General features: G+C 50.4%; 18 protein-coding genes, 1 tRNA gene and 1 other RNA gene. 4 read left to right on the top strand and 16 right to left on the bottom strand.

Features of this window, described 5'->3' with window-relative positions; all coding sequences use genetic code 11:
• Window positions 1–140: 140 nt before the first annotated feature.
• The 3 genes from H8L47_RS19650 to H8L47_RS19640 all read right to left on the bottom strand — a co-directional run bounded on the left by H8L47_RS19650 (window position 141) and on the right by H8L47_RS19640 (window position 3,022).
• Window positions 141–344: a hypothetical protein gene (locus H8L47_RS19650; protein ID WP_186955303.1), complete on the bottom strand. Its 204-nt coding sequence runs from the start codon at window positions 342–344 to the stop codon at window positions 141–143.
• A gap of 66 nt (window positions 345–410) precedes the next feature.
• Entirely contained in the window at window positions 411–695 is a 285-nt protein-coding gene (locus H8L47_RS19645; RefSeq protein WP_186955302.1) for a GIY-YIG nuclease family protein, read from the bottom strand.
• Window positions 696–796: 101 nt separating this feature from the next.
• Complete coding sequence (locus tag H8L47_RS19640; protein ID WP_186955301.1) at window positions 797–3,022, bottom strand: peptidase domain-containing ABC transporter; 2,226 nt, start codon at window positions 3,020–3,022, stop codon at window positions 797–799.
• Between the two features lie 634 nt (window positions 3,023–3,656).
• Here H8L47_RS19640 and lhpI point away from each other — a divergent pair.
• A complete protein-coding gene (gene lhpI, locus H8L47_RS19635) occupies window positions 3,657–4,598 on the top strand; it encodes a bifunctional Delta(1)-pyrroline-2-carboxylate/Delta(1)-piperideine-2-carboxylate reductase (protein WP_186955300.1) in 942 nt (313 codons plus the stop codon).
• 199 nt (window positions 4,599–4,797) lie between these two features.
• Here the strand turns inward: lhpI and H8L47_RS19630 are convergent, their stop codons facing one another.
• The 7 genes from H8L47_RS19630 to H8L47_RS19600 form a co-directional block, all read right to left on the bottom strand.
• Complete coding sequence (locus H8L47_RS19630; protein WP_186955299.1) at window positions 4,798–6,282, bottom strand: DEAD/DEAH box helicase; 1,485 nt, start codon at window positions 6,280–6,282, stop codon at window positions 4,798–4,800.
• 6 nt (window positions 6,283–6,288) lie between these two features.
• A tRNA-Ile gene (locus tag H8L47_RS19625) sits at window positions 6,289–6,366 on the bottom strand.
• A gap of 176 nt (window positions 6,367–6,542) precedes the next feature.
• Window positions 6,543–9,317 (bottom strand): RNA polymerase sigma factor RpoD, encoded by a 2,775-nt coding sequence (gene rpoD / locus H8L47_RS19620; RefSeq protein WP_222616612.1) that lies wholly within the window; start codon window positions 9,315–9,317, stop codon window positions 6,543–6,545.
• Between the two features lie 538 nt (window positions 9,318–9,855).
• Window positions 9,856–11,649 carry a DNA primase gene (gene dnaG, locus H8L47_RS19615; protein ID WP_186955298.1) on the bottom strand — a complete coding sequence of 598 codons (1,794 nt, stop codon included), beginning with the start codon at window positions 11,647–11,649 and terminating at the stop codon, window positions 9,856–9,858.
• Window positions 11,650–11,692: 43 nt separating this feature from the next.
• A complete protein-coding gene (locus H8L47_RS19610; RefSeq protein ID WP_110257242.1) occupies window positions 11,693–12,139 on the bottom strand; it encodes a GatB/YqeY domain-containing protein in 447 nt (148 codons plus the stop codon).
• Window positions 12,140–12,355: 216 nt separating this feature from the next.
• Window positions 12,356–12,568 carry a 30S ribosomal protein S21 gene (gene rpsU, locus H8L47_RS19605; protein WP_005877634.1) on the bottom strand — a complete coding sequence of 71 codons (213 nt, stop codon included), beginning with the start codon at window positions 12,566–12,568 and terminating at the stop codon, window positions 12,356–12,358.
• A 262-nt stretch (window positions 12,569–12,830) separates the two neighbouring features.
• Complete coding sequence (locus tag H8L47_RS19600; protein WP_186955297.1) at window positions 12,831–14,030, bottom strand: BaiN/RdsA family NAD(P)/FAD-dependent oxidoreductase; 1,200 nt, start codon at window positions 14,028–14,030, stop codon at window positions 12,831–12,833.
• Window positions 14,031–14,615: 585 nt separating this feature from the next.
• On the opposite strand from H8L47_RS19600, the gene H8L47_RS19595 reads away from it, so the two are divergent.
• The 3 genes from H8L47_RS19595 (at window position 14,616) to H8L47_RS19585 (ending at window position 19,983) form a co-directional block, all read left to right on the top strand.
• Window positions 14,616–15,452, top strand: a complete 837-nt coding sequence (locus H8L47_RS19595; RefSeq protein ID WP_186955296.1) for a hypothetical protein — start codon at window positions 14,616–14,618, stop codon at window positions 15,450–15,452.
• A complete protein-coding gene (locus tag H8L47_RS19590) occupies window positions 15,449–17,185 on the top strand; it encodes a HEAT repeat domain-containing protein (RefSeq protein ID WP_186955295.1) in 1,737 nt (578 codons plus the stop codon). The genes H8L47_RS19595 and H8L47_RS19590 overlap by 4 nt, the downstream gene beginning before the upstream one ends.
• Before the next feature lie 527 nt (window positions 17,186–17,712).
• A complete protein-coding gene (locus tag H8L47_RS19585; RefSeq protein WP_186955294.1) occupies window positions 17,713–19,983 on the top strand; it encodes a TonB-dependent receptor in 2,271 nt (756 codons plus the stop codon).
• A 367-nt stretch (window positions 19,984–20,350) separates the two neighbouring features.
• Here H8L47_RS19585 and H8L47_RS19580 read toward each other — a convergent pair whose 3' ends face one another.
• The 6 genes from H8L47_RS19580 to H8L47_RS19555 form a co-directional block, all read right to left on the bottom strand.
• Window positions 20,351–20,884 carry a hypothetical protein gene (locus H8L47_RS19580; protein ID WP_222616611.1) on the bottom strand — a complete coding sequence of 178 codons (534 nt, stop codon included), beginning with the start codon at window positions 20,882–20,884 and terminating at the stop codon, window positions 20,351–20,353.
• Window positions 20,885–20,898: 14 nt separating this feature from the next.
• A complete protein-coding gene (gene ybiB / locus H8L47_RS19575) occupies window positions 20,899–21,861 on the bottom strand; it encodes a DNA-binding protein YbiB (RefSeq protein WP_186955408.1) in 963 nt (320 codons plus the stop codon).
• 35 nt (window positions 21,862–21,896) lie between these two features.
• Window positions 21,897–22,358: an EVE domain-containing protein gene (locus tag H8L47_RS19570; protein ID WP_186955293.1), complete on the bottom strand. Its 462-nt coding sequence runs from the start codon at window positions 22,356–22,358 to the stop codon at window positions 21,897–21,899.
• 127 nt (window positions 22,359–22,485) lie between these two features.
• Window positions 22,486–22,666: non-coding RNA, 6S RNA (gene ssrS, locus H8L47_RS19565), on the bottom strand.
• A 67-nt stretch (window positions 22,667–22,733) separates the two neighbouring features.
• Complete coding sequence (locus H8L47_RS19560; RefSeq protein ID WP_186955292.1) at window positions 22,734–23,060, bottom strand: cell division protein ZapA; 327 nt, start codon at window positions 23,058–23,060, stop codon at window positions 22,734–22,736.
• The gene (locus H8L47_RS19555) at window positions 23,057–23,275 is read right to left on the bottom strand and encodes a DUF904 domain-containing protein (RefSeq protein ID WP_186955291.1); all 219 of its coding nucleotides are present in this window, start codon (window positions 23,273–23,275) and stop codon (window positions 23,057–23,059) included. Before H8L47_RS19555 ends, H8L47_RS19560 begins: the two co-directional genes overlap by 4 nt.
• Between the last annotated feature and the right edge of the window lie 9 nt (window positions 23,276–23,284).

Here is a 23,284-nt window from a genome sequence, read left to right as displayed (position 1 = left end):
TTGTTGCGTGTTTTATCTGGGTCTGCGTTTGTTGCTTTGTTCTTTTTTGTCTTGCTGATGCCGGGTTTATTAGCTGCATGGCTGGTAATACGATGGATTCCCGCATGCGCGGGAATGACGGGATTTAGGGTTGGGGGTTTTCATATTGTGTCCTTTGTCCGTTTGTCGTACTGGGGCTTGTTGCATGTTTTATCTGGGTCCGTCTTTGTTGCTTTGTTCTTTGTTGTCTTGCTGGTGCCGGGTTTATTGGCTGCATGGCTGGTAATACGATGGATTCCCGCCTGCGCGGGAATGACGGGTTTGGGGCTTGCCGTATTTGCACCACCTGCTTTCAGTGTCGTCATACCCGCGCAGGCGGGTATCCAGTGCCGGAGCCGTGGACTGCGTATCTGCCGTCCCATTTTTATTCATCAGATAATCGTGGGCCATAGGTCTTGCCATTCAGGATTTTGTTTTTCTATGAGAGCGATCTTCCAGGCCCTGTTCCATTTCTTCAGTTGCTTTTCTCTTGTAATGGCATTCACGATGTCGTCAAACAATTCGTAATACACGAGGATATGCACACCATATTTTTCTGTGAAACCTGCCACTTGATCATTTTTATGCTGCCAAATGCGTTGCACCAGGTTGCTGGTGACACCGATGTACAAAGTACCGCTGCGCTGGCTGGCGAGGATGTAGATGGCGGCTTGCATGATGTTTGTTTACTGATTTTTTATTAGCAATTTATGCTTTGTCTGTTGATCGGGCACTGGATTCCCGCCTGCGCGGGAATGACGGCTTGCTATCGCCATGGTCATGCGGCTGTACTGGCTGGCACAGCCACCGGGGCCGGGTGCATTTGCTGGGCACCGTTCTCCGTCAAACGATAGATCGCATCAACCTTGAGACCTTTGGGCAAGCCATGGGTGATGAAGAGCATGGTGACTTTGCCTTTGAGGGCGTTAATCGTTTGGGCGAAGTGTTCTGCAGTAGTGGTGTCGAGGGCGCTGGTGGCTTCATCAAAGATGAGGATGCTGGGGCGTTTGAGCAAAGCGCGGGCGATGGCGATGCGTTGTTTTTGGCCGCCTGAGAGACCGGCACCGCGTTCGCCGATCTCGGTCTGGTAGCCTTTGGGCAGGCCTTCGATAACGCTGTGGATTTCTGCCATTTTGCAGGCGGCGACGATTTGTTCGAACCCGGCATTGGGGCTGGCCATTTGCAGGTTATCGTAGATGGTGCCGGAGAATAAGGTGGTTTCTTGTGGGACGACGCCAAAGTGGCTACGCAGTTCATTGGCAGAGAGGTAGCGTATGTCGACGTTGTCGATGAGGATGCGGCCCTGGCTGGGTTGGTAGAAGCCTTGCATGAGTTTGGCGAGGGTGCTTTTACCGCAACCTGAGGGGCCCATGATGGCGATGGTCTGGCCTTGTGGTATGTGGAGATCAAGGTTTTGGTAGACGGTGGGCAGGTGTTCGCCATATTTGAAGGCGAGATTGTGGATTTGTATGCTGCCTGCCTTTTTGCTGTCACGGGCGGGGATGACGGAGTAAGGTTCTACGGGGGCATTCATGAGGTCGCCAAGGCGGTCTATGGAGAGGCTGGCTTGCTGGAACTGTTGCCACAGGCCGACGAGGCGCAGCATGGGTTGTGACAGGCGGCCTGAGAACATCTGGAAGGCGACCAGCATACCGATGGTGAAGGCGGTGTCATGCATGACAGTGTAGGCACCGATCGCGAGTATCAACAGACTCATGATCTGTTCGAGCAGGTTGGCGAAGGTGTTGTAGGTGTTGGCCAGTTGTTTGGTGGCGAAGCCTGCTTGCAAATAGCTGGCGAGGTAGCCGCTGTATTTGCTGTTGAGCTGGGGTTCGAGCTGGAGTGATTTGACGGTTTCAAGACCGACGATGTATTCAGTCAAAAAAGCCTGGTTGCGGGCACCTTGCTGGAATTGTTCTTGCAGTCTTTGCTGGAACAAGGGGGCAACGACCGCGCTGAGGATGACGATGGTGGTGAGTATGGCCAGGCTGATCAGGGTCAGGGTGACGCTGTAGTAGAACATGATGCCGACGAAGATGAGCAAAAAAGGCAGATCCAGCACGAGGGTGACACCGGCACTGGCGATGAATTCGCGGATGGTTTCTACGCCATGCAGGCGGGCGGCGATGACGCCGGTGGGCCGGTGCTGGAAGTACATGGGGGGCAATTTGAACAGGCGCTCGAACACGGCGGAGCCGAGTACGGCATCAACGCGGTTGCCGGTGTGCAGGATGAGGTATTGGCGTAGCCAGGACAAACCCGCAGAGAACAGCATGAAGATAGCCATGCCGATGGCGATGACAATCAAAGTGCTTTGGGTGTGGTGGACGACGACTTTGTCGATGATGGCCTGGGTGAACAAGGGGGTCGCCAGGGCGATGAGTTGTATCACCAAAGAGGCGAGCAGGATTTCTTGCCAAAGCTTTTTATGCTTGAGCAGTTCTGGAATAAACCAGCGAAAGCCAAATTTGCGTTGCTGGCTGGCGGCCTGGTCACTATCGGGGTCGGCGGCAGGATCGGCTTGTGGGGTGATGCGGGTGATCTGGCCTTGATAACGCGCAGAGAGTTCTGTCAGGAGGATGCTGCGGGGGCTGGCGTCTGAGGATTCTACGATGAGGACTTGGCTGGTATCGGCTTGCAGGATGAGGGCGGGGGCTAGCGTGGGGGCAGATGTGGGCACAGGCGTTTCCGGTCGCCGTTCTTCTTCAGGCGGACTTCGCTCTTCCGTCTTGAACGCAACTTCGGTGATATCGCTTGCCGCTTCTGGCAAGGGACTTAGCCAGACGATGAGGGGGAATGATTCCTGGTGTAGCTTGCCTGCCTTGCATTTGCGGGTGTCGGCGGTGAAGCCGTAAGCATGGGCGGCTGTCAGCAAACCATCACTGGTGTAGGGGGCGGCAAATTGCTGGGTAGCCAGTTCGAGCGAAAAGGGCTTGCGATGGAGCGCACAAAGCCCTTGCAATGCCCAGAACCAGGCATTGCGGTCTAGAGAATGAGAGGTCATGAAGAAAGATGAATAGAGAAGAGGATTTCTGCCGTAGGAGTAGACCTACACTATGTATCGCATTGTATCTTTTGCGCACAATAAATGCAAAGTTTTGTCAAATTAGTGGAAATTAGTTAATTTCCACAAGGCAACGCATTTACATGTCTTGATATATCTGCTAGGCAATCGTCACTAACAACCAACGCCTGGCTGACATCCATCCTGGCTACCGCAGTCAAATTCATACTAGAAAATTTTGTGCGCCTGTAAATTTCTCCCCACCCATGCGAATAACGGAATAAGCGCATAGTGATGCACTGCGCGAATCACTAAAACATGTACGTAATTTTCCCTGGAGATTGCATGGCTTTTTACTGCACCCTGTTTATCCCGCTGGCGATAGTTGTTTTCAAGCTGTTAGTGGAGCGGCCAAAGCACTCGTCGCGCTTCATGACTTTCACGGATATTCTGACTGGCAATTGCATCATTTAAACCCATTAGTTTTTAGCGAAGATTGTGCAGTTTGCAGCAATGCCGGAAAAAAAGAAGATTGCGGGAAATTCCGCCCATTTGCATAGCAAGACATGAACCGTGCTATCGTTGATATCAATTACTTTGCCACGACATCAGCCGCAATATCTCTCACACAAAAATGATCCCTTATTTCAACAAAGAACAAGTCAGCAGCACCCTGCCATATGCCACACTGATACCAGCATTGCGACGGGCTTTTACTGAAAACATGGTCGTGCCAAAGCGGCATGCACACACTTTGTCGGAAGCCGATAGTTCGAGCCTGTTATTGATGCCGGTGTGGCAGCCGCAAGGACATCTGGGTGTGAAGCTGGTGACGGTAGCGCCACATAATACGGCTATGCCGACTGTGCATGCGATCTTTGTCTTGTTTGATACCAAAACTGGCGCTCCACTCGCACTGATGGACGGCGAGGAATTGACTTTGCGGCGCACCGCCGCTGCATCAGCATTAGCCTCATCATATGCATCTCGTCGCGATGCCCAGCATTTGCTGATGGTGGGGAATGGCAGCCTGGCGCCGCATATTGCGATTGCGCATTGCCAGACCAGGGCCATCACTGATATCAGCATCTGGGGCAGATCAGCAGATAAGTCAGCCGCAGCAGCAGAGGTGATACGCACACATGCAGAATTTCCAGCGCATATCAGGTTGCATATTGTTGAAGACCTGGCGGCCGCCTGCCATGCAGCTGACATCATTTGCTGCGCGACGACCAGTAAGACGCCAATAGTATTAAGTGACTATGTCAGAGTAGGTACACATCTGGATCTGGTTGGTGGTTTTAAGCCGGACATGCGCGAAGTGGATGATGCACTGATCAGCCGGGCGACCGTGTTTGTCGATACTTACACGGGGGCTTTGGCCGAAGCCGGGGATATTACGCAGACGCTGTCGAATGGCAGTTTATTGAGGTCGGCAATTGTTGCTGAACTGGCGGAGCTGTGTTCTGGCAAACATGCTGGGCGCAAGGATGATGCAGAGATCACTGTGTTTAAGTCGGTGGGAACGGCGCTGGAGGATTTGTGTGCGGCGAATCTGGTGTGGTCGGGTCGGTGATTGCAGCTTGGATTAGCCATGCATCGTAGGCTGGGTCGGGCCTCGCTAGGCCGGGCCTCGCCAGGCTACGCTTCACCAGCCCAACACTTTGCCTCAAGAAACGCATACGTCATTTAAATGCCGAGTGCTGGGCATATAAGACCCTGCCCACCCCACAGATTAGAAGCTCGGCAAAGTCATCGACCTTGCCACATCCAAATCAGTTCTTGGGAAAACCACCCAACAAAGCCGCACGTTTGTGTGGTTTAGCTGGTGTGCTGGCATTTGATGGCGATGCCATGGAAGCCGTCGCATTATTATTTGTAGAACTTGCGCCTGAACTAGGTTCGTAAGGCTTGAGGAACCATGGATCAACTTTTTCTTTTGGCGGTTGATAGCTACGTGCCGGGCGTTCGCTTCTTTCACCACGGTCAGCGCGATCACGTGCAGGACGATCGCCAGATTCACTACGTTCACGCGGTGCACGGTTTTCTGATTGATGCACGGATGTCGCTACAAAACCGGCCAGATGCAAGCGCACGATTTTTTGCTTGATCATTTTTTCTATGTCGATCAGCAAACGTTCATCCTGGTCTGTATGCAGGGAGATAGCATCACCCTTGGCACCAGCACGACCAGTACGGCCTATGCGATGGACATAGTCTTCGGCGTTATACGGCAAATCAAAATTGATGACGCAAGGCAGTTCGGCAATGTCGAGACCGCGAGCAGCAACGTCAGTTGCGACCAGCACTTCAACTTCGCCTTGCTTGAAGGCTTCGAGTGCAGCCATGCGTTCTTGCTGTGACTTATCACCATGGATGGCTGATGCCTTGACACCTTGCTTGACCAGATGCACCGCCAGGCGCGAGGCACCTATCTTGGTGTTGGAAAACACGATGACTTGCTTCAGGCCGCGTTCACGGATGATGAAGGACACGGCATCACGTTTTTCTTCCGTCGCTACCTTGTACAAAATCTGCGTGACATTGTCAGCAGTGGCATTACTGCGCGCTACTTCTATGGTTTGCGGATTGGTCAGGAAGCTGGCAGCGAGTTTTTTGATCTCTTGCGAGAAAGTCGCTGAGAACATCAGGTTCTGGCGCGTTTTAGGCAGCAGATTAATGATACGCTGCAGGTCAGGCAAGAAGCCCATGTCCAGCATGCGGTCAGCCTCGTCCATGACCAGGATCTGGACCTGCGACAGGTTGACGGTTTTTTGCTGTACGTGGTCGAGCAAACGACCAGGTGTGGCAATCACGATCTCTACACCACTACGCAAGATTGCCGTCTGCGGTGCCATGTCCATGCCACCAAATACCACAGTGGATCGCAACGGCGTATGACGGGAATAGGCTTTGACGTTTTCAGCAACCTGGTCGGCCAGTTCACGTGTAGGCGTCAAAATCAGGGCGCGTACAGGATGGCGGGCCGGTGAAGCACTGGTGCTTGCATGGGCCAGCAATAACTGGATGATAGGCAAGGAAAAACCTGCGGTCTTGCCTGTGCCAGTCTGGGCTGCGCCCATGACATCACGGCCTTGCAAAACTACCGGGATTGCCTGCTCTTGAATTGGGGTGGGATGAACGTAACCCTGATCTGTCAGGGCACGCAAGATTTCCGGCGCCAGGCCGAAATCGGCAAACTTCACGTCAGGTGTAGTTTGCTCAGGAGTAGGTATAGCTGGGGACTTGATATCAGTCATAGTAATTGGTGGGCCTCCCGTGAGTCGAACACGGTACCAACGGATTATGAGTCCGCTGCTCTAACCAACATGAGCTAGAGGCCCAATTCTTTCTGCAAGCTCTGCCTGCTTTAATCTGAGGATAATCCAAGATTGGACAAATACTTCAGGTTTGCAGGAAAAGCCCGATGCTGCCACCTGCAAAATACTGTGCCAACAAAAAAACTCAGCACAATATCAATTGAATGGGCACCGAAAAAACCGACGCCCATTATATAACATTAATTACCTTCTAGGAAGCTTTTCAGCTTATCAGAACGTGATGGATGACGTAGTTTTCTCAAAGCCTTGGCTTCTATTTGACGAATACGCTCCCTGGTCACGTCGAATTGCTTGCCGACTTCTTCCAAAGTATGGTCGGTCGACATCTCTACACCAAAGCGCATGCGTAATACTTTTGCTTCACGTGGTGTCAGGGAATCGAGTACATCCTTGACCACATTGCGCATGGAGGCGTGCAGAGCAGCGTCAGCCGGTGCCAGTGTGTGATTGTCTTCGATGAAGTCGCCCAGATGGGAATCATCATCGTCACCTATCGGCGTTTCCATGGAAATCGGCTCTTTCGCAATCTTCATGATCTTGCGAATTTTATCTTCCGGCATTTCCATCTTGATCGCCAGCGTTGCTGGATCGGGCTCTACACCTGTTTCCTGCAAAATCTGACGGGAGATACGATTCATTTTATTAATCGTTTCTATCATATGCACAGGAATACGGATAGTGCGTGCCTGGTCGGCGATAGAACGTGTAATGGCCTGACGTATCCACCACGTTGCATAGGTAGAGAATTTATAACCGCGACGATATTCAAACTTGTCCACTGCCTTCATCAAACCGATATTACCTTCCTGGATCAGATCCAGGAATTGCAAGCCACGGTTGGTGTATTTCTTGGCGATGGAAATCACAAGACGCAAGTTGGCCTCGGTCATTTCACGCTTGGCCTTGCGCGCCTTCATTTCACCGGCAGACATCTTTTTATTGATGTTACGCAGATCAGGCAAAGGCAGGACAACACGAGATTGCAGGTCGATCAGTTTTTGCTGTAGTTGTTGCACTGAAGGGATATTACGTCCCAGCACAGCACTGTAGGAGTGACCAGAATTTACTTCACCCTCAACCCAGCTCAGATTGGTTTCATTGCCAGGGAAAACCTTGATGAAGTGGGAGCGTGGCATGCCACAACGATTGACTACTACTTCCAGTATCTGCTTTTCTACATGGCGCACTTCGTCAACCTGACCACGCAGGGTGTCGCAAAGTTTTTCAACCACTTTTGCAGTAAAGCGTATGCCCAGCAATTCGCCAGAAATGGCTTCTTGTGCCTTGACATAAGTCTTGGAGTTGTAACCCTCTTTTTCGTAGGACTTGCGCATTTTGTCAAAATTCGTCGAAATGATTTCGAATTTTGCCAGTGCATCGCGTTTCAATTGTTCGAGTTGTTCAGCAGAGATTGCGGCCGCGCCTGCGGCACCACCATCATCGTCTTCTTCTTCCTCTTCTTCTTCCTCTTCTTCTTCGTCTTCTTCAGACGCCTCTTCGGCAACCACTGCAACAACTACCGGTGCTGCTTGCTCGTCGGCATTTGGATCAACCAGGCCATCAACGATTTCATCAATCTTGATTTCATCGGCGGAGATACGCTCAGCCGCAGCCAGGATTTCTGCAATCGTGGTCGGACAGGCAGAGATCGCCTGTATCATGTCTTTCAGGCCTTCTTCGATTTTCTTTGCGATGACGATTTCGCCTTCGCGCGTCAGCAACTCAACCGAACCCATTTCACGCATATACATGCGCACGGGATCCGTGGTGCGACCAAAATCGGAGTCAACTGTAGACAGTGCAGCTTCAGCAGCGGCTTCGACTTCATCATCATCGGTGGTGACAGTGACGACGTTATCCGACAACAACAGGGTTTCAGCGTCAGGTGCCTGCTCGTAGACTGCCACACCCATGTCGTTGAAAGTACCGATGATGCCTTCGATGGCTTCGGGGTCAACAACGTTTTCTGGCAAGTGATCGTTGATTTCAGCGAACGTCAGGTAGCCACGGTCCTTACCCAGTTTGATCAGGGTTTTCAGTTTCTGGCGACGGCGTTCGAGTTCTTCTTCAGTTGCTTCAGGATCAGAAGAGAAAGCATCTTTCAGCAAAGCCTTTTCTTTGGCCTTGCGGTCTTTGGCCTTGGCCTTGTCGATGGCTTTCATCTCGGCGCGCTCTACTGCATTGAGTGCGGCGATTTCTTCATTCTCAGGCTGGTATTCTTTTGGCTTACGGCCACGGCGACCGGGCACCTTCACCCCAGGCAATACATAGCCGGAAGTGTCAATTGCGGCAAGCACCGCAGCATCGGTCGTCTGGCTTACGGTAGGCGCAGAACCGGATTTAATTTCCTGCACCTCTGGTGCAGCTTTCGCTGAATTCTTGGTTGGCTTAGTCACTGTCTTTGAATCGGTTTTGTTAATTGTCACAGAAGCTTTCGATGATACGGATACTGGTTCTGGCCGGGCTGCAGATGCACTCCTGGTTTTTCCACTGAGCTGGGATTCGGCCGCTTCTGCTGGCTGAGCCCCATTTCTTGCCGGTGGTGGCGCATTCTTGCCGCTCACTTCCTTACCAGCCGTTTTTGTCGCAGGCGCGGATTCTGCATCCGCGCCTTTGGCTTTTGTTGCCGCCTTCAATACTGCTTTACTTGTTGCCTGTTTTGTTGCCTGCGTCACCTCGACAGTCTCGGCTTCCAGTGATGTCTTTATCACTTTAGGCGCTTTAACGTCTTTCGCAACCCCTTTTTGCTCCGCTGCTTTGCCTGTCTTACTGACATTGACAGCCTTACTACTCGTACTCCGTGCAACAGACGCTGCAACTGTCTTTGCCTTGGTGCCAGCACTTGCAGCGGTTTTTACCGCCATGCTTGTTGCAGTGGCAGGCGCTTTTTTGGGCGCACTTGCCACGGCTTTTGTTACCGTAGTGGACTTCAGGGTTTTCGCGGGTTTCTTCATTGCGCTAGCCATTGAATCAAACCATCCGGTACTGAGGAAGTCGCCTGTTGGCATATCACAAAAAGAAAATGCGCTGCCAGCAGATCTTTTGATCGGCATCGCAGAGCAAAATCTGGTTTGTTGCAGACTTCCCGAGTCTCAGCGCCAGTGTTTTGGGTTACTCGGAGGAGCATTTCGCTCACCTAAACAACACATTCTGCGCAAACACAAAAGCTTCGCCCAGAATGAAACAACCTAAGACCTTGAATCGAAAGCCTTTAATTATACCACGCGAGCATACTTTACTCCAGCCAGAGACTGTGCTTATATCAACTTAGTGAACAAATTTTAGGCAAAAACCAAGGAGGAAAGAGGCAAAAACCCAACCTCACCACATATAAACTTGTCAAATCATTTAACAAATAATTAAATAATCCGTCTATCAAGCTGCCTTTACAAGCTGAAATGGCGCCAAAACTGAAAATAACAAGGCCTGGACTAAAGTTGTCATGACAGCTTGCCTCTGCAAAAAGCTCCAAACAAGAGGGCTGCAAATAAATTAACGCGCGGCAGCTTCAGCCGCTGCCTGCTTCCTGAGCTGGTCTTGTAATTGAGTTATTTCGCGGTAGCGAGCGATGTCTTCAGGTGCGCGCAAGCCACGCGCTGCCAGACCCTCCATCTCAGACCGCAACACCTGATGGCGCATTTGCCGCAATGCACCAGCCAATTCCATCCTGACAATATCAATGTCCGTTTCGGCTTGCTCAGCCAGTTCGGCGATCAAGGCATCAAAATCAGATCCTGTAGAGCGCAATTGCTCAGCCAGCGCAGCGAACTGGGCGTTTTCACCCATGCTTTGCGCTGTAAACACCAGATTGCGCAACATGTCAGCGCCATCCGGTGCCAGCACGGCTGCATCAGCCAATACACTTTCGTCGAGCATCATGGCCAGCGAAGGGTGGGCGACGAGAATGCGCATGATCTGACGCTCCAATCCAACCGGCGCATTACGCTTGCTCTTGGGCGGCGCCTGTTTGATGCGCGCCACAGGCTGACTAAGCTCAAACATGATTTCAATCTCGGAAGGACTGGTTTGCGTGACCTGCGCCAGATTACGCACCAATTGCAAACGCATGCCTGATGATTGCATGGCCTGCAACAATGGCTTGGCATCGAACTGTGTCCGGGCGCGCCCTTCAGCCGTATTCAAGTCATTGTCGCCTATCATCTCACGCATGAAGAATTGCGACAGCGGCATGGCATCGCGCACTTCCTGCTCAAAGGCATCCGTACCAAATTCACGGATATAACTATCGGGATCATGCTCTTTCGGCAAAAACAGGAATTTGATGACCTTGTCATCGTTGGCATGCGGCAGACAGGCGTCGAGTGCACGCCTGGCCGCACGACGCCCGGCGCTGTCGCCATCAAAACTGAAAATCACATGATCAGTCTGGCGCAAGAGTTTTTGCACATGAGTGGGCGTACAAGCCGTACCCAGGGTTGCCACCGCTTGCGGGAAACCCATTTGCGCCAATGCCACTACGTCCATATAGCCCTCTGTGACCAGCACATAACCAGCTTCACGAATAGCCTGGCGCGCCTCAAACAGGCCATATAGTTCCAGGCCTTTTTGGAACAAGGGGGTTTCTGGCGAGTTCAGGTATTTGGGCTCACCCTGCTCCATGATGCGACCACCAAAACCGATGACCTGGCCTTTGGTATTGCGTATCGGGAACATGACGCGGTCGCGGAAGCGGTCATAACGTTTGCGTCCGCCGCCCTCTTCTTCACTCTTATCAATGACCAGACCCGCCTCGACCAGGGCTGGAATATTGTAGTCTGTGAAAACACTGCGCAAACCATCCCAGGCATCCGGCGAAAAACCGAGACCAAAACGTGCGGCTATTTCACCAGTCAAACCCCGCTTTTTCAGATAGGCGATGGCTTGTGGCGCGGTACGCAATTGCTGCTTATAGTACTCACCCGCCTTGGTCATGACTTCTGACAAGGCCAGGCTTTTTGCAGTGACTTCTGCGCGCTGCGCTGGCAAGAGCCGATCTTCTTCCGGCACGATCATGCCATTGTTTTGCGCCAGGTCACGAATGGCATCAACATAGCTGAGGCCAGAATATTCCATCAGAAAGCCAATGGAACTACCATGCGCACCACAGCCAAAGCAGTGATAAAACTGCTTGGTAGGGCTGACGGTAAAACTTGGGGATTTTTCATTATGGAAGGGGCACAAACCCATGTAGTTTGCGCCACCTTTTTTTAGCTGCACGTATTTACCCACCACGTCGACAATATCAACGCGGGCCAGTAAATCCTGTATAAAACTTTGTGGTATCAAAGCAGGACGCCAGCTAAAGGATAAAACAAAAGACTAGGCCAGATTACTTGGACAATGCTGCTTTAACCAGACCAGAGACCTTGCCCATATCGGCACGGCCAGCCAGCTTTGCCTTCAATACATCAATGACTTTACGCATGTCTTGCGGGCCAGCAGCGCCAGTTTCCGCCACGGCAGCAGCTACAGCCGCCTGCACTTCTTCATCCGACATTGCAGCTGGCATGTAGACTGACAAGACTGCCAGTTCAGCTTTTTCTATATCAGCAAGATCTTGACGGCCACCCGCTTCAAACTGGGTGATGGAATCTTTACGCTGCTTGAGCATTTTTTCTATGATGGCCAATACCATGCCATCATCCAGCTCTACGCGTTCATCGACTTCTTTTTGCTTCATGGCTGCCGTCAGCAAGCGGATAGTACCCAGCTTGACTGTTTCTTTGGCGCGCATGGCAGCCTTCATGTCATCGGTGATCTGTTCTTTCAAACTCATACGCTGCTCCTGAAATTATTCAAATGGATTCCGTGCAAATCTGCACAGGGATCGTATATGAATCATATATTAATCCGGGCATATGCAACTTGGCACATGCAATGCCGGCGACAAAGACAACAAAGCCCGCTGCGGCTGACCGGAGCGGGCATGCAAACCTAAGTTTAATGCGCTAACCGCGATGCACCCGACAAATTGCCGGACACAACAGCAGGATTAGTACATCTTCTTAGGCAATTGCTGACTACGAATACGTTTGTAGTGACGCTTAACAGCGGCAGCCAACTTACGTTTGCGTTCTGCTGTTGGCTTCTCGTAGAACTCGCGAGCGCGCAATTCGGTCAACAGACCGGTCTTTTCGATAGTGCGCTTGAAGCGGCGCATGGCAACTTCGAACGGCTCGTTTTCTTTAAGGCGAATTGTGGTCATGTAAGTTCAAACCATGGAAAGATTTATAGGAAGACCGAGATATTAACAGGAAAATTAAATTAATGGAAGGAAGATGATTAAATCTTGCGCAAAAACTTGTGGCAGACAACAAACTTTCATCAAATTCACTTCGCTCTTTACCTGAAAATCCCGGCATTTACTGGGGTATCCCTGGAAAGGGTCAATATCACGCAGGAAAATACGTCATAAGCCTCGTATACTACCACCCAGTACATATTCATGCAAAAATACAACGCGATTTTTATATTGCCAGACCCGCTGCTGTGCCCGATGCCCAGGCCCACTGGAAATTATAGCCACCCAGCCAGCCAGTCACATCCACCGCTTCACCGATGAAATACAGGCCAGGCACTTTATTGGCCATCATGCTTTGCTGGGACAATTCACGGGTATCAACACCACCACGCGTCACCTCAGCCTTGCGATAACCTTCAGAGCCATTGGGTATCAGCTCCCAGCGATTCAGTGTATCACCCAGCAGGCGCAAGCGCTTGTCTTGCATATCCGCCACTCTAGCATCACCGGCAAAGCCATGCGCAGTCAGCAAACCATCAACCAGGCGCGCTGGCAGGTATTGCGACAAATGATTTGCCAGATTCTTTTTGATGGTCGATTTATTGCCAACCAGGTCCTCTGCCACATCGACTTCTGGCAAGAGATTGATGCGTATGGCTTTGCCCGGTTCCCAAAAGCTGGATATCTGCAAGACCGCCGGACCAGACAGGCCACGATGCGTGAACAGCAAATCTTCACGAAACACTGTTCGGGATTTTTTCTCGCCCGTCTCTATATCCACTTCCAGTGAAATGCCTGACAAAGGCACGAAAGGCTCCCAGGCTTTGGCATCGAAAGTCAAGGGCACGAGAGCCGGGCGTGGCTCTATGATTTTCAAGCCAAACTGGCGGGCCACCTTATGGGCAAAATCAGTCGCGCCGATCTTGGGTATAGATAAACCACCGCAAGCAATCACCACTTGTGCAGCATGAATTTCCCCGGCACTGGTTTGCAAGCGAAAAGCACCGTCTTCACTTCTTTGCACATCTTCAACTTTGCATCCCATGCGCCAGTTCACCTTGCCAACATCGCATTCCGCTTTCAACATATGGATAATGTCTTCAGCACTGTCGTCGCAAAACAATTGACCTTTATGTTTCTCATGCCAGGCAATTTGATATCGCTTCATCAAAGACAAGAAATCTTGCGGTGTATAACGCGACAAGGCACTTTTACAAAAATGCGGGTTCTCAGAAAGAAAATTGTTCGGGCCTGCATGCAGGTTGGTGAAATTACATCGCCCACCGCCCGAGATACGGATTTTTTCTGCCAGACGGGTAGCATGATCAATCAATACCACGCGCTTACCACGCTGGCTTGCGACTGCCGCACACATCATACCAGCAGCGCCTGCGCCTATCACGGCAAGATCAAATTGATTACTCATGGTATTTACTTTCGCTACTTTCAAAAATTCAGGCGAGATTGTAGCTTACAGCAAGCGGATTTGAATTCACACGCGGTTAAAAGCAAGCTTCGCCCGTGGATAGTCGGCCAGTATGAGCAGAGAAAAATTCAAACTTGCGATGTCCAATGAGCAAGTGAGCAAGGTTCCCGCCTAGACAGGCGAAACTCGCCATAACTGCAAGCAAAAACCTCTCTACCAACCAACTTTGCTGCAAATCTTTAATGGTATGCAGAACATATCAGCCATTGCATCTGTATCGGATTTAATCTCTGCCTGGGCGCGTAGGTACGACCTAGCGATACTAAAGAGCTGTCTTCGTCGCTACGGTGTAGTTGGGGCTTCAGACAATATATTGTTTGCCGACGTAAAGAACCACTCTTGCAAGGATGGATTCCTAAAGCGACGGCCTTGCATGGGCATTGTTGCGTAAGTGATATTTAATAAATTCAAGCGCAATTGCGCCTCAACCATGACGTTAGGCAGAAAGACAATTACAATAAACTAAAAATTGGCGTCAAAATTGAAAGCATTTACTTTTCACCTTCAATATTCAAAAAATCCGTCATGCACCCATTAGCCATTGCAAAATGCCTCATTTTCTGCTTTCTGGTAGCAAACTCATTTAGCAGTTTTGCAGAAAAAATACTTGCTATTCCCGCCACCCCAAATATCCCGGCATATGATTTCCACAGCCTGACATGCGGCGATCAGTTATTGCCAAATCGCCTGGTCATTAGCGGCGGCGATAGTGCAGAAAGCATACGCCCCAAGGATGGCAGTGATCAGCTGGACGAGCAGATGGCTGCCATACGTGCCTACGTCGAAAGCAAGGGTGGCAACTTGCTGGAAAAAGAAAGATTGAGGGCAACACGTAATCCGGAAAAGGCCAATGATGCGCAGACAAAATTTCCTTTTATACAGGTGCAACGCATAGAAGCAGAGTTCCCGCTCGCAGCCAATGCGGATGATGCCATAGAAAAATTACTCAAACTCGGCATGGACAGATATGGTAAGGATGCGGGCATAGACGCCTACAGTAGAAGGGAATATAAAAACCTGAGTTTTTACCGTATCACCAAACAGGATGCGATGCTGAACGATCTGGTGTTGCGCTACATACAAAAGGAAGTGCAAAAAATCTGTCCGCAAGATAACAAAGCCATCTGCAAAGGCAAAGTCAATGCGCAGTCTGCATCGATACAGACCGAGCCCTTCAGCAACCGTGATGGCTATAAAAATGCGCAGCATATTTCCATCATTGAAAATGGCACGCAACTGAACACGGATGCCATAGAATCTTTAGGCTCTCAATCTATAAACCTGCGCCTGACTATCGGTGTTACTGTAGCGCGTAGCACTGCAACCGACGCGGATGTTAGCGTAAAGAAGTCCGCCGAATGAAAAAATTTTCTCTTGCAGTTGCGACCTTCTTGCTGGCATTGGGCGCAAACTATTCCACACTTGCGCAGGCGACAAATGTGGGCGTACAAAGCAGTACGGCAAAACTGGATACTTTGGACTACCCTGATGACAGACAAAACAATCAACATTTGTCGATAGAAGCACGCCTGTTTTATTCAACCTTGATAGGCCGCCCATTTGGCATGGCAAGTGAAGGCTTGTACTTCGCCAAGCTGCCCAAGAATCTGTCTTATGCAGGCTTTAGCATTGCCGCGGCTGCCAGACAAGCCTTGCGTATACCTGACGGTGGCTTGATTAATAGCCGTGCCCGCCTGGAAGAATTCTTGAGTGGCACTACTGGGCCGTTTGCGATACAAGATCTGCCCAAGGATATGCCCGCAGGCATGCGTGCCGATGACCTGGCGATGCTGCATATTTATGCGCTGGTCATGTCAGACCAGGCAGAGGCAACAGTGCAATTGCTGGAAAAATACCTGGGCAGTAAAAATGATTTTACCCGCCATTTTGTCATCATGGCTTTGCGAAGCATAGGTACTGCGAAGGCCCGCGAACTGATCAAAAGTCGCATTAACGATAGTGCAGACAGCGTGATGGCGCGTGATGCGCTAGGCATGGTAGTTCCCAATCTGAGTGAACCCAGAATGTACGCGACTGAAGTCCCGGTCACCCGGCGCTTTCGCGAGAACTTGCTGGCCCAGGCAAAGACGGCTGGCACTGCATCTATCCTGCCCACTTTTTTACTGACCTTTGTAGGGGAAGACAGCAACCCAGCCCAACTGGCTGCAGAAAAAGACTTCTTGATGAATCTCTACAAGACCGCCGATAATGCTTTGTGGCGCAAGTACATGTATGGCTATGCAGCCTTGGCATATCGCTTCAAGGTTCCATACGAGCACTGGCTAGAAATGGCCAAGAGTGATAACGATGCTCACCGCCGGTCTTTTATTCTGCGTTCCATGGCCATGCAATATCCAGACCGCTTCCACAAGGATGCTCTGACACTTTTTGAAAAAGAGAAAAATGGCGCAGTACAAGTCGAATTTTTTTCCCTGTATTCCAGCCTGATTACGGGCGAGCAATCATTTGGTCCGTATGACGCAATCTGGATGCCCAATCTGCGTTATCGCCTAAAATATCCCTACATCAAAGACATCCGCAAAGCCCGCTCAAACAAAGCCTTGTTTGCACTCTGGGCCCAGGGTCGCATTCCCGAAGATACGCACTGGCCAGTATGGATGGCAGATTTGATGCACGCTGAAAATGAAAGAGATTTCATGCGGGGCTATCTGCAAATGAAAACCCACAGTTCTTATTCGGCCTATGCATTAAGGCAGGTAAAAGACCGTAATATGCTGCCTGTCATCAAATACCTGATCAAGCATGAAACCCAGGCCGACGTAAAAAAAGCCACTCAGGATGTCTACAATGAACTGATGGGTAATGACAAACAGGCAGACTGTTGCACTGATGAATCCTGCCTGTTTGAACTGGTGCGCATGAAGACGCTGAACGAGATCAATATCAGCAGCGAAAATACGGCTAAAAAATACCTGACACAACTGAGTAACAGGAAAATGTCTGTGGAATTCCTCGATGATCTACACAGGTCAGCAAGGATAAAAGGGAGTGGCAAACAAGGTCAAGTATGGGAGCACTGGCTAGGCTGCTGGCGACCTGCTGGTGAACATGTAGCAAGTCCGAAACCGGAGTAAAACTCAACAGAGAATGCCGACTTTGCAGCGGAAAATGTATAATGCTATGGCGTTAGTGAACACAAGAAAAAGTAGTATAGGAGACACAGGCATTTTCAACAATTCCGGTCATGCAATCAAGGTCCTTCATACCAGTGTTTTTTTCAATATTCTGCCTTGCCATGAAAATTTTCATGACAAGCTTGGTCGGCAGCAAGACCACTTGGGAGCATCAGACTTTTTATTGCCCCATTTTTGAGCATTAATTGAAACAGGTTCACAGTTAAATATAATTCCAAATAGCAATATTTTTGTTTGAAATCCGCAACATTTTTACAGCAAAAAAGATATTTGCTTCTTTGAATTTAAGTAATTCTTGACTTGTTTGCTGGCTAGAGAGATAACAGATTCGCCGTCACGCAAACGATTACGCAAACGTTTGCGTGGCACTCGTAGCGAAATCCCCGATTTCGACACGCCCCAATTCAGGGATGGTGCATATGCACCATTTCAGAACACCATTGTTTAACTCAACTTGGGAACTTACCATGCGCAAAACCATTTCTCAGCAACTGCACAAGAGTGTCAGCTTGAGCGTTATCGCCTTGGCGGTCGCGGCTGCCTTCCCCCTGCAATCTGCCTGGGCTCAGGATGCCAAGCCTGCCGCCAAAAATGACGGTACACAACTGGAAACTGTCATCGTTACCGCTAACCGCCGCGCAGAAAACATCAAAGAAGTACCGATGTCGATTTCTGCCATCAAAGGCGAAGCGCTCGATACCTATAATGCCAGCGGCCAGGATATTCGCTTCCTGGCGGCACGCGTACCTAGTTTGAACGTGGAATCCGATTTTGGTCGTTCTTTCCCACGTTTCTATATCCGCGGCTTGGGCAATACCGATTTCGATTTGAATGCATCTCAACCCGTTGGTCTGGTGTATGACGAAGTCGTACAAGAAAGCCCAATGCTGAAAGGCTTCCCGGTATTTGACGTAGACCAGGTCGAAATCCTGCGTGGCCCACAAGGTACTCTGTTTGGTCGCAACTCTCCAGCCGGTGTTTTAAAGTTTGACTCGGCCAAGCCTACCCGCCGCCTGGAAGGTTATGCCAACCTCGGTTTTGGTAATGACAAGGCCATCAACCTGGAAGGCGCCATCAACGTTCCTTTGAGCCAGGAATGGGCGATGCGCTTCTCTGGCCAATCCCAGAGCCGCGATGACCGTGTTACCAATCCGCGTTCTACTGGCGAGAAAAATCTCGAAGGTTATCGCGACAACGCAGCACGCCTGCAATTCTCGTATAAGAGCGGTGATTTCAGCGCTTTGGTGAATTTGCATGGCCGTGACATGTCTGGCAACGCCACCCTGTTCCGCGCCAACATCATCCAAAAAGGCACGAATGAATTGGTGCCAGGTTTTAACTATTCCAACTATCCTACCGATGGCTTGAATTCGCAAAACCTGGAATCGTCTGGTGGCAGCTTGCGCTTGCGCTGGGATATGCCGGGCATGAGCCTGCATTCCATTACTGCGTATGACAAGGCAAAGTTCTATAGCCGTGCTGACGTTGACGGTGGCTATGGCGCGTCTTTCATGCCTACCATGGGCCCAGGCTTCATTCCCTTCCCTGCTGAAACAGCCGATGGCTTGCCTAACCTGAAGCAGATTACCCAAGAGTTCCGTGTTGAATCCAATACCAAAGACCCATTGCAATGGATAGGTGGCTTGTATTATTTCAGCGAAGACTTGCAAGTTGACAGCTTCAACTATGATTCTTTTGCACCTGGCAATCCACAAAATGGCTACGCGGTACAACACCAGAATGCCAAGTCCTGGGCTGCCTTTGGTACCTTGAACTATGCCGTCAACGATCAGTTCAAACTGCGTGGTGGCCTTCGTTACACCAGCGATAAAAAAGAATTTGACGCACAACGCACCTGGACACCAGGCTCAGCATTGGGCACACCAGGCACACCTGTACTCAGAGCCAATCCATCTTCCACCAACATCAGTTGGGATTTGGGCGCCAACTACACACTGGACAAGGCAACTTCAGTGTTTGCCCGAATTGCAACCGGTTATCGTGCGCCGAGTATCCAGGGTCGCGTCCTGTTTGGCGACAGCATCTCCGTCGCTAATTCAGAAAAGACCCTGTCATTCGAAGCTGGTATCAAGAAAGACATCCTGGATAACACAGCGCGTATCAGCGCTACTGTATTCCAGTACACTGCCAAAGACTTGCAGTTGACCGCAGGTAGCGGCAGTGTGAACCAGAACAAACTGGTGAATGCAGACAAAGCCGTTGGTCAGGGTGTTGAAATGGATTTGCAAGCCAACCTGAGTCGCAACTGGAAAACCACAGTGGGTATCAGTTACAACGACACAGAGATCAGAGATGCCAAGCTGTTCGTTGCACCTTGCGGTAACGGCTGTACAGTCACCAACCCTGCCGGCCCTATCGCCGGTACAGTGCTGATCGGCGGTAACCCACTACCACGCGCGCCTAAATGGGTAGGTAACTTCTCGCTGCGTTATTCCACGCAAATCGGCGATGGCACACTGTACGCCAACACCGACTGGTCTTACAAAGACTCATACAATATGTTCTTGTACGAAGCCAAGGAATACAAAGCCAAATCCATGCTGGAAGGTGGCGTACGTGTAGGCTATATGTGGGCTGACGGCAAATATGAACTGGCTGCCTATGGTCGCAACATCACCAACAAGCAACAAGTCATCGCCGCCATCGACTTCAACAACCTGACAGGTATCCTGAACGAACCACGCAGCTATGGCGTGCAGTTCAAGGCTAACTTCTGATCATTTGTTAAGCCCATAAAAAACGCCGGAGTGATCCGGCGTTTTTTATGGGTGACGTGTTTCGGAGTACTAAAGAGTGTGTCGCAATATGGACGATTGTCGTGACGGTTTTGGTTTTGGCCTGCGATCGAAAATTGCGTGCGAAGGTATTTGAAAAAACAGAGTCGAAATAATACGAAACTATAGTTAGCAAGCCTCTCGGCATATTACGAACGCCTCTGGATTCCAGCTAAAAACACGCTGGAGTGCTGTTAATAGGATTGCTTCAAATTGACTAACCGTCCATTTCTGTGATGCACCCCAACGTAAGATCACGGACTACGGCATTGACGCTCACCTTCATAGAGCATAACAAAACAACCCCAAGCTATTCCCGCATCCACCTCAACATTTTGGGAAAAGCAGGTTTACCCTCTTTCTCCGCCCGCACCGCCCCCAGACTCAATCCTGCCCACTCCAGAAACGGCAAGCCAATAAAATTACCCGACTCAAACATCTCTATCAACCAGCTGGAATCATCCTTATACCCATTCGGGTGAAAAACAAAATCCAGCGGCAAATCAAGCTCCCTGGCCACAGCCAGAGACCACAGAATAGCCGCGATTTCTTCGCCCTGTGGCGGCCAGTCTTTCTCCTGCTGCTCACTGCCAATCAAGGCACGGCTGGCAGATGGTGTTACCGCAAGATGTCCGGCTTCATGCACCATATCACCAGGATATTTGAGTTTGCCATAATCGACATAAATGCAAGCTGGCCCCAAATCAAGACCAGGCAAGAATGTAGCATGCTCCAATTCGCGTTCAATAACCGTGATGCCTATACTGTCAAGAAAACGCAATACCTTATCCAAACGTGGATCGTCACGAACACTGGGATTCATTTCTACTACATCGGCTTCCATGGCAAATATAGCTCCTAATTTTGTTGCCGCAAACGCCGTGCAATGCTGGCGCAATGCTCCACTTGTGCGGCAATATTTTCTGGTACGGCAATATCACCAGCCAGCACGGACCTGATCCAGGCCGCTGTGATTGTAGCGTCTATGCTGTCAGGCACTGCAGGCACTTCGGCCAATGGTTCTTGCTGCGCAGGCACCAGGGTAGTACTCTGCCCTGCGTGAAACCAGTCTATCTGCTGGGCACGACCGGTACTGGCGACAGCCTCACCTTCAGTACCACGCATGAGGAACACATCCCCGGCATCAAAAGGTGCGCAGCGAGTAAAATAGTCTTGCAGCATCAGCAGATATTCAGGGTGGGTATAAGAACTCAGACGCAAGGCAGGCACGATGAAAGGCTGCAAGAGCTTGACCAGGGTGTGAGTAGAATTGCGCACCCCCAGAATACGGCGCAGACTCAGCAAATGTGCCATTGCAGGCGACAAGGCATCGATGGGCATAAAGGCTGGCTGCTTTTGATGCATCTGCTCCAGGACCTGCTCTGGAGTTGTTGCCAGAGGCAAACCCAGGGCCTGGAATATCTCAGCCGTAGCGACACGACCAGCATCTGTGCGCACACCATGCACCAGTACAGGTACACCAAGCCGTGCCAGCAACAAGGCCAGCAAAGGTGTCAGATTAGCTTTCTTGCGGGCGCCGTTATAGGTAGGTATCACTACTGGAGCATAAGGGCTATCTGCAGGTGCTTGCAGCGGCAAGATAAAAGGGTGCGCCGCTTGCAAAAAGCCTGCAATTTCGTCTATTGATTCGCCCTTGATGCGCATGGAAAGCAAGATGCCGCCGAGCTCCAGGTCAGAAACCTGACCTGCCAGCATGGCGGTATATAAAGTCGCAGCGTCTTCCTGCGTCATGCTGCGTGCGCCATCCTTGCCGCGCCCGATTTCCTTGATGAATTTGGCGGCCGCCAAAGGCCCGGTCATTTCTGCAACAGGATTTGCGATAAATGGGGGAAATTTCAAACCTTTTCCTTCAACAGTTTCTGGATAAATCGCCACTCATCTGGCTTGACCGGGGTAATTGACAGGCGACTGCCTTTTTGCAGCACCGTCATATCAGCCAGTTCTGGATAAGTCCTGAGTTCTGCCAGGCTCAGCAAGCGGGTTTTGCGCTTGGCCTTGACGTCAACCATCATCCAGCGTGGTGTTTCCTGGGTCGCCTTGGGATCAAAATATTTGCTGTCTTTTTCAAACTGTGTATGGTCGGGATACGCGGTACTGGCTACCTCGGCCAAACCGGCAATGCCAGGTTCGGCACAACTGGAATGATAAAACAGAACGCCGTCGCCAATGCGCATCCCGTCACGCATGAAATTCCGCGCCTGGTAATTACGTACGCCAAACCAGGGGATACTGGGTAAAGCAAGGACGTCATCAATACTGATCTCATCCGGTTCAGACTTCATCAACCAATATGCCATGTTAAGCACCTGCAAAAACAAAAGGAAATTGTCGCACATTTAGGTATCAAGGACATATTCACCATCAACAACACGGATTGATCTTACATAAAAAAACGGCTGTCATGAAAATGACAGCCGTTCAGAATAAGTCCCCACCGATGCCGCTATGCCGGCATCCTGAACCTGAGCGGTTCAAGTTGGCCACGGTCAATTCAATTTCGGGTTCATCGGACTAGCGACGCTCACACCTATCGAATAATGTTCCACGGCCTATGCACTAAAATGGTTCAAGGAATATATGGCATTGGCGAACACGGCAGGGAACTAAAGTGTACATTGAAATGCCTGCGCGTCGCTAGTTATTTTGATTAAATTAAATAATAAGATGGCAGATCAAAATAGTTTTTCTTGCGGAGTCAAAGCCTGGTCCATGATTTCATGCATATCCTGGATCTTTTGCTTCACCTCTGCCAGAGACAAGCCGGACAAGGGTCCTTCTGGTGATTTGGTGGCCAGTAACTCGGTTGTCATGCTCAGTGCTGCCATTACGGCTATCCTGTCGGTGCCCTTGACTTTGGCAGCATCACGTATGGCAGACATTTTGCCATCCAGATAGGCAGCAGCTTCGCGCAGGGCACGGTCCTCGCCTTCCTTGCAACTGAGCTTGTAGCTCTGGCCCATGATATTGACATCGACCTGTATTACTTTTACTTCGCTCATGCCGCTTCCTTGTCATTCAATACTTCTGCCGGCAATTGTGCCAGCAAGGTGGAGACGCGGTCGTGGGCCTGCTGCATGCGTTGTTGCAAGTCTGCATTTTTCGTCATCATGGACGTTACATCGTTACGCAACCTGGCATTTTCGCTGCGCAGGGTATGTGCCAGCACGGAAAGCTGCGTTACTTTTTCAGCTAGCAATTCAAATTCGGAAATCATCATGTCTCA

Source organism: Undibacterium umbellatum, from assembly GCF_014284125.1.
Taxonomy (GTDB): Bacteria; Pseudomonadota; Gammaproteobacteria; order Burkholderiales; family Burkholderiaceae_D; genus Undibacterium; species Undibacterium umbellatum.
This window is presented reverse-complemented; position numbering and strand designations above follow the sequence as displayed.

Excerpts from the sequence above, each read along its gene's own strand:
- lhpI (WP_186955300.1), top strand. The coding sequence starts at position 3,657 with ATGATCCCTTATTTCAACAAAGAACAAGTCAGCAGCACCCTGCCATAT.
- H8L47_RS19645 (WP_186955302.1), bottom strand. The coding sequence starts at position 695 with ATGCAAGCCGCCATCTACATCCTCGCCAGCCAGCGCAGCGGTACTTTG.
- H8L47_RS19560 (WP_186955292.1), bottom strand. The coding sequence starts at position 23,060 with ATGAGCGAAGTAAAAGTAATACAGGTCGATGTCAATATCATGGGCCAG.
- H8L47_RS19570 (WP_186955293.1), bottom strand. The coding sequence starts at position 22,358 with ATGGCATATTGGTTGATGAAGTCTGAACCGGATGAGATCAGTATTGAT.
- H8L47_RS19590 (WP_186955295.1), top strand. The coding sequence starts at position 15,449 with ATGAAAAAATTTTCTCTTGCAGTTGCGACCTTCTTGCTGGCATTGGGC.
- H8L47_RS19585 (WP_186955294.1), top strand. The coding sequence starts at position 17,713 with ATGCGCAAAACCATTTCTCAGCAACTGCACAAGAGTGTCAGCTTGAGC.
- H8L47_RS19580 (WP_222616611.1), bottom strand. The coding sequence starts at position 20,884 with ATGGAAGCCGATGTAGTAGAAATGAATCCCAGTGTTCGTGACGATCCA.
- H8L47_RS19600 (WP_186955297.1), bottom strand. The coding sequence starts at position 14,030 with ATGAGTAATCAATTTGATCTTGCCGTGATAGGCGCAGGCGCTGCTGGT.
- H8L47_RS19610 (WP_110257242.1), bottom strand. The coding sequence starts at position 12,139 with ATGAGTTTGAAAGAACAGATCACCGATGACATGAAGGCTGCCATGCGC.
- rpsU (WP_005877634.1), bottom strand. The coding sequence starts at position 12,568 with ATGACCACAATTCGCCTTAAAGAAAACGAGCCGTTCGAAGTTGCCATG.
- H8L47_RS19650 (WP_186955303.1), bottom strand. The coding sequence starts at position 344 with ATGACGACACTGAAAGCAGGTGGTGCAAATACGGCAAGCCCCAAACCC.
- ybiB (WP_186955408.1), bottom strand. The coding sequence starts at position 21,861 with ATGACCGGGCCTTTGGCGGCCGCCAAATTCATCAAGGAAATCGGGCGC.
- H8L47_RS19595 (WP_186955296.1), top strand. The coding sequence starts at position 14,616 with ATGCACCCATTAGCCATTGCAAAATGCCTCATTTTCTGCTTTCTGGTA.
- H8L47_RS19640 (WP_186955301.1), bottom strand. The coding sequence starts at position 3,022 with ATGACCTCTCATTCTCTAGACCGCAATGCCTGGTTCTGGGCATTGCAA.
- H8L47_RS19630 (WP_186955299.1), bottom strand. The coding sequence starts at position 6,282 with ATGACTGATATCAAGTCCCCAGCTATACCTACTCCTGAGCAAACTACA.
- H8L47_RS19555 (WP_186955291.1), bottom strand. The coding sequence starts at position 23,275 with ATGATTTCCGAATTTGAATTGCTAGCTGAAAAAGTAACGCAGCTTTCC.
- rpoD (WP_222616612.1), bottom strand. The coding sequence starts at position 9,317 with ATGAAGAAACCCGCGAAAACCCTGAAGTCCACTACGGTAACAAAAGCC.